Annotated in this window: 11 protein-coding genes; 6 read left to right on the top strand and 5 right to left on the bottom strand. The window is 47.8% G+C overall.

Features of this window, described 5'->3' with window-relative positions; all coding sequences use genetic code 11:
- Window positions 1-67: 67 nt before the first annotated feature.
- From F3J22_RS21930 to F3J22_RS21940, 3 genes are all read right to left on the bottom strand, one after another.
- The gene (locus F3J22_RS21930; protein ID WP_167020073.1) at window positions 68-214 is read right to left on the bottom strand and encodes a hypothetical protein; all 147 of its coding nucleotides are present in this window, start codon (window positions 212-214) and stop codon (window positions 68-70) included.
- A gap of 142 nt (window positions 215-356) precedes the next feature.
- On the bottom strand, window positions 357-560 hold the full coding sequence (locus tag F3J22_RS21935; protein WP_167020074.1) for a hypothetical protein: 204 nt from the start codon (window positions 558-560) through the stop codon (window positions 357-359).
- A gap of 280 nt (window positions 561-840) precedes the next feature.
- Window positions 841-1,536: a LytTR family DNA-binding domain-containing protein gene (locus F3J22_RS21940; protein WP_167020075.1), complete on the bottom strand. Its 696-nt coding sequence runs from the start codon at window positions 1,534-1,536 to the stop codon at window positions 841-843.
- Between the two features lie 102 nt (window positions 1,537-1,638).
- On the opposite strand from F3J22_RS21940, the gene F3J22_RS21945 reads away from it, so the two are divergent.
- The 6 genes from F3J22_RS21945 (at window position 1,639) to F3J22_RS21965 (ending at window position 11,305) form a co-directional block, all read left to right on the top strand.
- A complete protein-coding gene (locus F3J22_RS21945) occupies window positions 1,639-1,962 on the top strand; it encodes a DUF6660 family protein (RefSeq protein ID WP_167020076.1) in 324 nt (107 codons plus the stop codon).
- A gap of 40 nt (window positions 1,963-2,002) precedes the next feature.
- A complete protein-coding gene (locus F3J22_RS21950) occupies window positions 2,003-5,140 on the top strand; it encodes an efflux RND transporter permease subunit (protein ID WP_205195513.1) in 3,138 nt (1,045 codons plus the stop codon).
- Window positions 5,137-6,378, top strand: coding sequence for a TolC family protein (locus F3J22_RS30390; RefSeq protein ID WP_205195520.1), 1,242 nt, complete (start codon window positions 5,137-5,139; stop codon window positions 6,376-6,378). Before F3J22_RS21950 ends, F3J22_RS30390 begins: the two co-directional genes overlap by 4 nt.
- Before the next feature lie 13 nt (window positions 6,379-6,391).
- Entirely contained in the window at window positions 6,392-7,567 is a 1,176-nt protein-coding gene (locus tag F3J22_RS21955) for an efflux RND transporter periplasmic adaptor subunit (protein ID WP_167020077.1), read from the top strand.
- Window positions 7,568-7,603: 36 nt separating this feature from the next.
- Window positions 7,604-9,595 (top strand): heavy metal translocating P-type ATPase, encoded by a 1,992-nt coding sequence (locus F3J22_RS21960; protein ID WP_167020078.1) that lies wholly within the window; start codon window positions 7,604-7,606, stop codon window positions 9,593-9,595.
- Between the two features lie 75 nt (window positions 9,596-9,670).
- Window positions 9,671-11,305 carry a hypothetical protein gene (locus tag F3J22_RS21965; RefSeq protein WP_167020079.1) on the top strand — a complete coding sequence of 545 codons (1,635 nt, stop codon included), beginning with the start codon at window positions 9,671-9,673 and terminating at the stop codon, window positions 11,303-11,305.
- A 3-nt stretch (window positions 11,306-11,308) separates the two neighbouring features.
- Here the strand turns inward: F3J22_RS21965 and nfi are convergent, their stop codons facing one another.
- Together nfi and F3J22_RS21975 are read right to left on the bottom strand one after the other, a co-directional pair.
- Window positions 11,309-12,004: a deoxyribonuclease V gene (gene nfi, locus F3J22_RS21970; RefSeq protein WP_167020767.1), complete on the bottom strand. Its 696-nt coding sequence runs from the start codon at window positions 12,002-12,004 to the stop codon at window positions 11,309-11,311.
- Between the two features lie 19 nt (window positions 12,005-12,023).
- Window positions 12,024-13,223: a DUF763 domain-containing protein gene (locus F3J22_RS21975; RefSeq protein ID WP_167020080.1), complete on the bottom strand. Its 1,200-nt coding sequence runs from the start codon at window positions 13,221-13,223 to the stop codon at window positions 12,024-12,026.

The following is a 13,223-nucleotide window of genomic DNA, read 5'->3' on the forward strand; positions in this document are numbered from 1 at the left end:
ATGCAGGTTCAAATTACAAGATAATCGTATAAAATTTTAATACAAAACTAATCCGGATGACCGGCCATTAAACATGGTTGTTCATCCGGGAATAGGTGATAACGGCTCCTGTTACAAAGATAAGACCTGCACCCAGTAATAATACAGCCTTCAGCAGATGGTGTTGCATTTCGCTGTTCCATTCATACAGGGAGCTATATGTGCAGAGTGCCATAAACGTTATGAAAATGCAGAATAAAACCAACAACTTCGTTTTCATCTTACAGGGCTTTTAGAAATGGGTAGATATCTAGTCCCCACAAGTTATTGCTAACAGCAGGGACTAAATATCAAGGGAGCTATATTGACTGGAAAAACTATTTGGTAGCGCCAGCTGGTTTTGCTTCTTTTTTAGCAGCAGGTGCTTTGTGAGAAGCAGCTTTGTGATGATGAGCTGATTTTTTTGCTTCCGCAGGTTTTTCAGTTTTAGTTTCTTTTTTTGCAGGCTCCTGAGCTTGCGCGAATGTTGATGCACTCATAAACAACATGGCAGCTGCCAGCATAATTCCTAACTTTTTCATGATTGTTACAGATTAAATGTGGATCAATTATGTTTACGATCTAAAGGTACAATCCTGATAAAGGCTGTTTGACTACAATTGGTTCAATGGGCAGTAGCTGTCGTCCAACAGGTGAAATCTGTCGGTGATGATTAAGAAATGGAATTATTATAAGAGAGGAATTTTTAATGGAATCATTTACTCAATACTTACCTGTATTGTATTTACAACGGATACCGAAGGTATCCGTTGGGAGATGCTCTCTACGCTGTTGAGACGCGGTGGTGCTGGCGCCCAAAAACTATAATAACTTCAATTTGCTGTTGAGTGCGGATTTGTAGGCATCTGCAATTGGTATATTATTCTTTTGTATGAGTATGGTACCATCTTCTATGGCTTCTATTTTGTCCAGCGCAACGATATACGAACGATGCACCCGCATAAATTTTCCTGCCGGTAATTTTTCTTCCAGCGATTTTAAGGTAGCATGGATGGCATGGAATTTCTGTGCGGTAAATAACTTTACATAGTCGCCCATAGCTTCCAGGTAGAGGATTTCCTCAGTACGGATACGTTTTAGCACGCCATTATCCCTGATAAAAACAAATTCGAGATCGGATACCTGAATTTCCCTGTTATTACTTTCATAGATTTCTTTTGCGCGGTCGATTGCCTGTATAAAACGGGCCGGACTCACCGGCTTGATAAGATAATCCGCCACTTTTAATTCGAAGGCTTCTACTGCATAATCTTTTTTTACAGTTGTAAAAATAATGATGGGGGCTTTACTTCCGAGGTTGCGCGTCAATTCGAGTCCGCTCATGCCGGGCATTTCAATATCCAGGAGCAAGAGGTCCACTTTTTCTTTCTGGAGCAGGTTATAGGCCTCCATGGCGCTGCTGCATTCGTCCAGCACCTGCAGATGGTCTACATGACTGGCCAGCTGACGCATGGCTGTTCTGGCCAGTTTATTATCGTCTACGATCAGGCAATTCATATGGCTAATTTAGTAACAAATCGGATATTTCAAAGCGTTTGCGCAACTGCGATGCAGTTTTTTATTGATAAGATATAGGTAGTTATCTTTATTTTTGTTGAGATGAAATTTTTCGTTTACATATTCAGTATATATATCGTGTTGCTGTCATGCCTGCCATGCAACGACGCAGCTGCTGCTGTAAACGGACATCTGCAACAGGAAATGGTACATGGTACAGATACCAGTCATCAGCATACTCAACCTGATTTTTGTTCACCGCTCTGTGTATGCAGCTGCTGCAACGTACAGGTAATGCCTGTAGCTATTCACTTGTATATCCCATATCGTATTTCATCTTCCCATATATTTCCTTCTTTTCAGTCTGACCTTTATACTGCCAGATCTATGGATGTTTGGCAGCCTCCACGAACAGTTATAGGCTAATTAGTTTACTAAATTCTGTTACCTATAACCCGTCCACATAATGGATAAAATAATTCTGTTTTCCGTCAGGAACAAACTTGCTATTGCCATATTTACCCTGGCACTTGCCGCATGGGGTATATGGTCGCTGACCCGGCTGCCCGTTGATGCAGTGCCGGATATTACCAATAACCAGGTGCAGGCAATCACCCTGTCGCCTTCGCTGGCCGCCCAGGAAGTAGAAAGACTGATCACTTTTCCTGTAGAGCAAACCATGGCCGTTATCCCGGAACTCAGGGAAGTACGCAGTATTTCCAGGTTCGGACTGTCAGTTGTTACCGTCGTTTTTCATGATGACGTAGATATTTACTGGGCCCGGCAACAGGTCAATGAAAAGCTCGCTGAAGCCAAAAGCAACATCCCGCCGGGCATAGGAACGCCGGAGATGTCGCCCATTTCCAGTGGCCTGGGAGAAATCTACCAGTATGTACTGCACCCGCAAAAGGGCTATGAATCCAAATACGACGCCAGGGAGCTGCGAACCATCCAGGACTGGTATGTACGCCGCCAGTTGCTCGGTACACCCGGCATTGCAGAGGTAAACAGCTTTGGTGGAAAGCTGAAGCAATATGTGGTAGCCATCAACCCGGATAAGCTCCGTAGCTATAATCTCAGTATTGCGGATGTGTTCAATGCCATGGAACGCAATAACCAGAATACCGGCGGTGCTTATATAGATAAAAAGCCTAATGCTTATTTTGTTCGTAGTGAAGGTATGATTACCAGCATTGCGGATATCGAGCAGATAGTGGTGAAAAATACAACCAATGGTACGCCCGTATTGATCCGGGACGTTGCCACTGCCCGCCTGGGCGATGCCATCCGTTATGGTGCCCTCACCAGGGATACATCAGAGGCGGTGGGCGGCATTGTGATGATGCTCAAAGGCAAGAACTCCAATGAAGTGGTACAGGCGGTGAAAAAGCGCATGGCAGAAATCCAGCAGACCTTACCCGAAGGCGTGGTAATTGAGCCCTTCCTGGACCGCAGCGACTTTGTAGGACGTGCTATTGCCACGGTAAAGAAAAACCTGCTGGAAGGAGCCCTGATCGTGATTTTTGTATTGGTTGTCTTTCTGGGGAATCTGCGGGCCGGACTTATTGTAGCCTCCGTTATCCCGCTGTCCATGCTCTTTGCCATCGCCATGATGCATCTCTTTGGGGTGTCCGGTAACCTGATGAGCCTGGGTGCGATTGACTTCGGACTGATCGTAGATGGCGCAGTAATCATCGTGGAAGCCACCTTGCACCATCTTGGCACGCGGCTAAAAGGAAATAGCTCCCTGCAGCTGACACAAGCCGAAATGGATGAAGAAGTATTTACCAGTGCCCGTAAAATAAGATCGGCAGCAGCTTTCGGGGAAATCATCATATTGATCGTTTACCTGCCTATCCTGGCTTTGGCTGGTATTGAAGGAAAAATGTTCAAGCCAATGGCCCAGACAGTTTCCTTTGCCATCCTGGGGGCTTTCCTGCTGTCGCTGACCTATGTGCCGATGATGTCTGCACTATGCCTGAACAAGCGTATATCCGTGAAGGTTACCATTGCCGACAGGCTCATGGCCTTTTTCCATAAACTTTATGACCCGCTGATCCGTGGCGCCTTAAAGGTGAAGCTATGGGTAGTGAGCGCCGCTGTACTGCTTTTCGTAGTAGCGTTGCTGTTATTCCGCAACATGGGCGGAGAGTTTCTGCCAACATTGGAAGAAGGTGATTTTGCAGTGGAAACAAGACTGCTCACCGGTAGTGCCTTATCTGAAACCATTGATAAGGTAACACTGGCAGCAGACATCCTTAAAAAGCAGTTCCCGGAAGTAAAAGAAGTAGTAGGCAAGATTGGCGCCGCTGAGATTCCTACAGATCCCATGCCGCTGGAAGCCTGCGATCTTACCATTCTTTTGAAACCACGCAGCGAATGGACCAGGGCCCATAACCGGGAAGAACTGGCCAACAAAATGCAGGAAGCACTTGAAGCCATCCCCGGTGTCAGCTTTGGTTTCTCACAGCCCATACAGCTAAGGTTTAACGAGCTGATCTCCGGTGTACGCCAGGATGTTGGTATCAAAATATTCGGGGAAGATCTCAATACACTATCAAATCTCTCTAAACAAATAAATGCCATTGTTGCTAAAACAGCAGGGGCAAAAGATATCTACCTCGAACAAATGGATGGCCTGCCACAGATAGTGGTAAAAATCAACAGAGACAAGGTTGCACAATACGGCCTTGATATTGCCACCATCAACCAGACGGTGAATACCGCCTTTGCAGGACAATCGGCAGGTATCGTATATGAAGGTGAAAAGCGTTTTGATCTCGTCCTGCGGCTGGACAATAACAACCGTCAGCAACTGGAAGATGTACAACGTTTATTTATTACCACGCCTGGCGGCAACCAGGTGCCGCTGGAGCAGCTGGCCACCGTGGAGCTGGTGACAGGCCCCAACCAGGTACAGCGCGAAGACGCCAAACGTAGGATCATTGTAGGCTTTAATGTGCGTGGCCGCGACATCGCCAGCGTAGTAGCAGAAATAGAAGCTGCGGTAAAACAAAAGGTAAAACTGCCGCCAGGATACTTTATCCGTTACGGCGGACAGTTCGAAAACCTGCGGGAAGCTACCGCACGACTTTCTATTGCCGTACCAGTAGCCTTGCTGCTGATATTCGGATTGCTGTACTTCACTTTCCGTTCTGTAAAACAATCACTGCTCATCTTCACCGCTATACCAATGGCGGCTATCGGCGGGGTTTTCGCACTGCTGTTACGCGGCATGCCTTTCAGTATATCCGCTGGCGTTGGCTTCATCGCACTCTTTGGGGTAGCTGTTCTAAATGGTATCGTGCTGATAGGAGAGTTCAATAACCTGAAGAAGGAAGGAATGACTGATCTGCGCGATATCGTACTAAAGGGAACGGCTATACGGTTACGACCGGTACTGATGACAGCCTGTGTAGCGTCTTTCGGCTTTCTGCCAATGGCGCTGGCCACCACCGCGGGAGCTGAAGTACAGCGGCCACTGGCCACGGTAGTAATTGGCGGACTCGTTACCTCCACATTGCTGACGCTGCTGGTGCTGCCCTGTCTGTACATCTATTTTGAAAAATTCTTTTCATCCAAAACCCCGCCTTTACAATCATGAGAATAGTCATCATCCTGTTGCTGCTGCCGTTGCTGGCAGCAGCACAGACTACCGATAAATGGACCATGGAGCAGGCCGTACAGGCCGCATTGTCCAACAATAAAGGGCTTCAGGCCGCTGGTGCTAAAGTGAAGTACTTTCAGGAATTATTGCCGGCAAGCGGCGAAATCGGCAAGACAGAAGTGAGCATGCAATATGGTCAGTATAACAGCTATGTCAAAACTGATAATCATTTTGCCATCTCACAATCTATTCCTTTTCCTACCAATTTCGCCGCCAGAAGAGAACTGGGAAAGTCGCAGGTAGCCGCCGCCACATACCTGAAAGCCAATAACGCCAATGAGCTGGCTTTCCAGGTGAAGGAAGCCTGGATGCAGCTGCTTTTCCTACACGATCAGCGGGCTTTACTACAACAGCAGGATAGTCTCTTTGGCGCTTTTGCAGCCAGCGCTAACCTGCGTTACAGAACAGGAGAGTCGAAAATGCTGGAGAAAACGGCAGCGGATACACGAAAACAGGAAGTGGTAAACCTGCTTCGCCAAAACCAGGCAGACATTACCATCAATGAATCCCGCCTGCGTGCGCTGCTGGCCCTGCCGGATACCAGTGTATTACCGGCACAGCGGGAAGCAGGTATTGCGGCGGTGCATATTCAGCCTTTGAGCGATTCAGCCGCAGTCAGCATGCATCCTTATCTCCAATACCTGCGCCAGGAAGTGATTACAGCACAGCAACAACGCAAGGTTTATAATGCCGCCATTTTGCCGGATATCACCGTGGGCTATTTTAATCAGTCGCTGATAGGAACGCCATTGAATGCAGGCGGTGCGCCGCTGGCTACAGGTGGCGACCGCTTTCAGGGATTCCAGGTAGGACTCGCATTGCCATTGTGGGCACGTCCCTTAAAGGCAAAGGTGAAAGCGGAACGGCAGCAGGAAAATGCAGCCGCACTCACCCTGGAACAAAATGGTATCCAATTCAGGAATCTTTACCAGCAAGCATTACAGGAGTATGCAAAACAAATGGATAACCTGCATTACTATGAAGGTACCGCCCTGCCTAATGCAACGCTGATCCTGAAGCAGTCATCACTGGCGTATGGTGCCGGCGAAATAGGCTATGCAGAGCATTTCCTCAATATGGAACAAGTACTGGGTATACGTCAGGGGTATCTGAAATCACTGCTGGACAATCAGCTGGCAGCTTCCTATATCGATTATCTGGCAGGTCGTCAATAATAAATATCTCAACATGAAAACTATCAAACATATTATAAATCTCGCTGTAATCCTTTTCTCCATGGGCTTTTTAGCTGCCTGTAACAATAAATCAGCAGCAGAGAAGTCCGCAGCAGACCATGACCATGATGAAACACCTGGTATGGTGGAGATTTCTGATCTGCAATATAAAACAGCGGGTATACAAACCGGTAAGCTGGAAGATCGGGAAATCAGCAGTGCAGTTAAGGTGAGCGGATTACTGGATGTGCCACCACAGCAGCTGGTAAGTGTATCTGTGCCAATGGGGGGCTTCATCCGCCAGACAACCCTGCTACAGGGCATGCCTATAAAACAGGGCCAGGTAATCGCAGTTCTGGAAAATCTTGATTATATTCAATTACAGCAAGACTACCTGGAGGTTCGCAGTCAGCTCGAATATGCAACCACGGAATATCACCGTCAGGAAGAACTGGCAAAGGAAAATGTAAATGCGTTAAAAACATTACAGCAGGCAAAAGCAGCCTGGCAATCGCTGACCGTAAAGGAAAATGGTCTGCGACAGAAACTGAGCCTGCTTCATGTTAATATGACCGCTTTACTGAAAGGGGATATCCAGCGGAGCATCAATGTTTATGCACCTATCAGCGGATATGTTACCCAGGTGAATGTAAACCTCGGACAGTTTGTAACGCCAACGGATATACTTTTCCGTATTGTTAATACAGAGCACCTGCACGCGGAACTGACTGTTTTTGAGAAAGATATTCCCAGGCTGAAAGTGGGTCAACTGGTCAGGTTTACACTGGCAAATGAAAGTAGTACCAGGGAGGCAACCGTACATCTGATCGGCAGGGAAATCAGTACAGACCGTACCATCAGGGTACACTGCCATCTCAGCAAGGAAGATACACAGCTGTTGCCGGGAACTTACCTCAGAGCGGTGATTGAAACCGGTGCGGCAAAAGTAAAGGCCCTGCCGGAAGCTGCAGTAGTGAACTTTGAAGATAAGAATTACGTATTTGTAAAGGCAGCGGCGGCCGACAGCCTGCATACCTTCAAGATGATGGAAGTAACCAAAGGCAATACCGAATCCGGCTTTACCGAAGTAGCTTTTGCCGGCCCTGCGCCAGACAATGATTTTGTAGTAAAAGGAGCCTACGACCTGCTGGCTAAAATGAAAAACAGCGGAGAGCACGAAGGTCATTAATAGCATTTTTCACCGGCAGTATTAAATCGAGTATATATGTCAAAAGAATGTTGTGGTAATGAGCAGACGGTTGTTAAACAACCGGCGCATTCACACGGAAAAACATCCAATGGCCACGATCATGATCACGACCACGACCACGGCCATGATCACGGTAGTGGCACCGTTGCCTGGTACCGGACATCTGAATTTATTATGTGCGTTGTCAGCCTGTTATTATTGCTGACAGGCATCCTCCTGGACCATACCTGGACAGGATTTACTGGCTATAAACGGCTGGGCTTCTATTTGCTGGCTTATTTGCCGGTAGCTTTGCCCGTGGTGGTAAATGCCTGGCGTACGGTGCTTAAAGGGGATATTTTCAGTGAATTTCTGCTGATGACCATAGCGACCGTGGGTGCTTTTTATATCGGGCAATATCCGGAAGGCGTGGCCGTAATGCTGTTTTATGCGGTGGGAGAAGTATTCCAGGATGCAGCCGTATCGCGCGCAAAAGGGAATATCAAAAGTCTGCTGGACCAGCGCCCTGACGAAGTGAATGTCCTGGAAAATGGTATACTCGTTCGTAAGGCCGCAGCGAATGTGCCGGTGGGCACGGTATTGCAGCTGAAGCCAGGCGAAAAGCTCGCACTGGACGGTATCTTATTGACAGAAACAGCCACCTTTAATACTGCCGCACTCACCGGCGAAAGCAAGCCTGATACCATGGTGAAAGGCGATGCCGTGCTCGCAGGTATGATCAACCTCAATACTGTAACGGATGTTCAGGTCACTACAGCCTATGCCGACAGTAAACTGTCGCGCATCCTGGAGCTGGTACAGAATGCCAGTGCCCAGAAAGCGCCTACAGAACTATTTATACGCAAGTTCGCCAGAATTTATACACCTGCAGTTGTATTCCTGGCAGTAGGCATTTGTTTGCTGCCGTACTTTTTCGTTGCAAATTATGTGTTCGACGAATGGCTGTACCGCGCCCTGATATTCCTGGTGATTTCCTGCCCGTGTGCACTTGTGATTTCCATACCGCTGGGCTATTTCGGCGGTATCGGTGCCGCCAGCCGCAATGGCATACTGTTTAAAGGCAGTAACTATCTCGATGTGATGGCCAATGTCAAAAATGTGGTGATGGATAAAACCGGTACGCTGACCAAAGGTGTTTTTGCAGTACAGGAAGTATTGATCCAGCCAGGTTTTGAGGAGAAAGAACTGTTGCAATGGGTGAATGCGATTGAAGGTAAATCCACACACCCGGTGGCTACGGCTATACGCGAATACCTGGGCGATACCGCGCAGCCGCTGGAAGTAACCGGACTTACAGAGATAGCAGGACATGGCCTGAAAGGGAGCGTGGCTGGCAAAGAGCTGCTGGCCGGTAACTTCAGACTACTGAAGAAATTTAATGTGAGCTTCGATATCAGTGCAGAAGATATTCCGCTCACCGTAGTGGCCATCGCCGTTGATGGGAAGTACGCGGGACTGATCACCATCGCCGATGAGATCAAGGAAGATGCCCAACAGGCTATCAGAGAGCTGAACGAAATGGACATCAATACCGTTATGCTGTCGGGAGATAAATCCAGCGTGGTGAAATACGTAGCAGAAAGGCTTGGTGTGGAAGAAGCCTACGGGGATCTGTTACCGGAAGATAAAGTGGAAAAGGTAAAAGCCATCCGTGCGGAAAAAGGCAGCGTAGCTTTTGTAGGCGATGGCGTCAACGATGCACCTGTTATCGCCCTGAGTGATGCCGGCCTGGCGATGGGTGGCCTTGGCAGTGATGCCGCCATCGAAACCGCTGATATCGTCATCCAGAATGATCAGCCTTCCCGTATATCCATGGCCGTGCGCATAGGCCGTGCTACCAAACAGATCGTATGGCAGAACATCACACTGGCCTTCGTCGTGAAAGGAGTGGTGCTGCTGCTGGGCGCCGGCGGACTCGCTACCATGTGGGAAGCCGTTTTTGCCGATGTAGGGGTGGCGCTCCTTGCTATTATGAATGCCATCCGAATACAACGTAAACAATTCTAATCAGTATATACCCGGTTATCATCTTTATACTAATTAATAATTTTTATATATTTGAAATTATTAATTAGTATAAAGATGATAAAATATAAAGGGACGCTGGCCCTGGTGCTGACATGTTTTATCCTGACGGCGGCACGGACAACCGCCCAGGTACCTGTAGTAAAACTGAGCAATGAATTTAATGTTCCCGGCGACGGATTCGACAAACTGCTGCAACTGAGAAACGGCAATACCTGTTACCTGCACTTCGGTCAGAAATCCGGTCTGGAAGTATCTATGTATAACCCCGCCCATGAATTACTCCGCCATGATACCATCAGCCCGCAACAATGGAGTAGCACCGATCTTGACAATACGGAAATAGACGCGATCTACCAGATAAACGGGCAACCGGTGATCTTCCTGCAACAAACAGTCAAGGATATACCGAATCTCTACCGACTCGTACTGGATGCGGATAATGGACGTCTTCTCAAAGAAGACAAACTGGGAGAACTGCCATCATTGCGCCTCCGCAATATGTACAACCAGAACAATGTCGCCAGCCACGATTGCTTTGTGGAAAAGGATACCCGCAGCGATTACTACGCAGTGGCTTTCTTCAACGGCGCTGAAATACAATATGGGGACGATACCAAACAGCGTATCACTGTGCAGCATTACACGCCCGATCATAAACTGATCCACACGGGCTATTTCTACATGCAGGATAATACCTATGAATATTTCAGCTATATCAATATGGCCGTGCAGGACCAGTCGCACATATACATGGCCACGGTAGGTTTCAATGGTAAGCGCTCTTCCGGGGAATCAGCTTCCAAAGTCGTTTTCAGTGTGCTGTCGCCCGACTCCTCAACTTTTTCACATCACGTACTCGCCTATACGAGAAATTATAACCAGGTTGCAGGTCTGGTGAAGGTAGTTCCTGCCTATAAAGAAGTACGTCTGCTGATACACGTACCGGATGAGAAACGCAGTGGTAATTCAGGAACGATTTTAAATATTTTTTCGGAAGATGGAAAACTGCGGAAGCACCCGGTACTCACCAACCCTGAGCTGAGCAAGAACGTAGCCATCAACCTCAACTACAAAGACGACTATTCTGGCATCCCGCAGAACTGGATCATCAATGATGACGGCACCAGTACGATCATGTGGGAAACACTGAGCTTCTTTAAACAGGGAAATAACCAGCTTAGTAACCTCCATACAAATATGGGCGATGCGGGCGTGGCAGAACTGGATTCAGTAGGAAGGGAAGATGTAACGTTCTCTTTGAATAAATACCAGGTGGTAACAGGCGTGGCGCAGCCATTTTTTCAGCATCGCAGAAGTAAGAGTGAGTGGACTTTCCGTAACAAGATTGCTGCGCTGAACCTCAGTCCTTATGTTTCCTATGACTTTATCAACAAGCCGGATGTAACCTTCATGGTATTCAATGATTACCTGCAATACCTGGATACCGGCGGTGCTGACAAAACAAAGAAACCGCTGAAGTTCGCGGACGACGCCAGTTTTGTATGCTACCGCTATACGGAAAAACGTATTGAACGCCTGTATCTTTTTGGTATGCCGGAAGTAACGAAACGATATGCCTGTATATTAGGTGCGTCTGATTATAACGCAGGTTCACATACCTACGCTACCATTTTACTATCGAGAAATGGAACGGTGAAAACGGCAGCCCTGGCCTGGATTGAGTTCTAGCAATTAAAACGTAGTATACCCTTCAGACAGTGTGCCCAATCTGAACTGGTTGACGATGGCATGTGCATGTCTGGTAGGTTCCGGCAGCCGGTATCTGGTAACACATTGGCGTATTAGTTCCCGGCTGCTGTCTACATCACTCAGATGCCCGGGAGAAATGAAAACAGGCTTCACATTGGTTTTTGTTCTCAATACATTACCAATAATTTCCTGCTGTTTGTCGTACAATGGCGTATAGTCGCCGGCGTTATTACCTGGTTCTTCATAGATTCCGAAGAGTTTCTTCTTGGCACAACCCAATGCCGGCTTATTTATAAGTACACCAAAATGCGATGCAATGCCCATCCGGCGTGGGTGCGCAATACCATGACCATCCAGTACCACTACGTCCGGTTTGATGGCCAGCTGCTCCCAGGCATCGAGCAGGCCGGGTACTTCCCTGAAGGCGAGGTAACCAGGTACATATGGAAACTTCACTTCTTTCTTAATAAGGCTGCACGCCACAGGCTTCAGGTCTGGGAATGATAACAATACAATCCCGGCAAATACGTGGGTGCTGAATTTATCAAAAGAGATATCAGTACCGGCAATATAGCTGATCTTTTCAGGGAGTGGCTGTAATACCACCTGTTCCTTTAACTCCTTTTGCCGGATGGTGGCTTCAGGAACACTCAGTGTATTATAATCGGTGTAGTTGATAGCAGTAAGATTTTACAGATTAAAACAACGAAAGCTGGTCGCCTTCTTTTGGCTTGGGCGCTTTACCGAAAACGGTGCGGCCATTATGTTGCCAGGAATTGCGTCTTTCTTCCTCAATCAATTTATCGAAATTGGTATTGGGAATAAAATTTTTTTCTATTTCGGCAGACATCTGCGAGAGCTTGCCAATTGCTTCCTTCTTGTCTGACTCACCGATCTTAGCCTTATACAGCGCATCTTTCAGCGTGGAAATTGTTTCATCATATATTTTCAGCGGCACCGGGAAGGGATGCCCGTCTTTGCCGCCATGAGCAAAAGAAAACCGGGCGGGGTCCTCAAACCGGGAAGGGGTACCATGTATCACTTCACTCACCAGCGTCAGGGATTGTAATGTTCTAGGGCCTACGCCTTCCAGCATCAGCAATGATTCGAAGTTCGCGGGGTTGGTATCATGGGCCAGTGCCAGCACGCTTCCCAGCCGCTTCAGATTAACGTTTTCCGCCCTCACATCGTGGTGGGAAGGCATGATAAGGTTCCTGATCTCTGGCAGCAGGTGTACCGGTTTTTCCTTCAACAGTTCCATGATGCCTTGTTTGGTAACATCGGCAGCGGTATCTGTGAGGTTCAGTATCAGTCCCTGGTTTTGTCCGTAGATGTAGGTATGTGGAGATTCGGTAAAAGATTTGAAAGCGGAGGAATGCCAGTGGTACCTCCTGGCCATGCTGGTGGCGTCGTTCATGCCTTGCTGCACTACGGCCCACTCGCCCTGGCTGCTGAGTACAAAGGAATGGAGGTATAACTGGAAACCGTCCTGGATAGCAGTATTATCTACTTTGGCGGTCAGTTTGCTGCTATATATGAGCTGGTCGCCGGGAAGGCCGGTTTTATCAGCGATCACCCGTAGTTCGTTGGGCGTTTCCTTGCTATGTTTTCCTTTTCCTCCGCAGATATAAAGGCCCAGTTCAGCTGACCTGGGGTTGATGGCTTTTTTCAAGGCCCCCATCACGCTGGTGGTAATACCGCTGGAATGCCAGTCCATGCCCAGGACGCACCCGAGTGCCTGAAACCAGTATGGATCACTCATGCGGCGTAAAAACTCTCCCTGGCCATAATCCAGGATAATTGCTTCTGTGATGGCACCGCCTAACAAACTCATTCTCCGCGCCAGCCACTGTGGTACATGACCATAGTGTAATGGCAAATCTGCATACGAAGGCAT

The sequence above is a fragment of the Chitinophaga sp. Cy-1792 genome, assembly GCF_011752935.1.
GTDB lineage: Bacteria > Bacteroidota > Bacteroidia > Chitinophagales > Chitinophagaceae > Chitinophaga.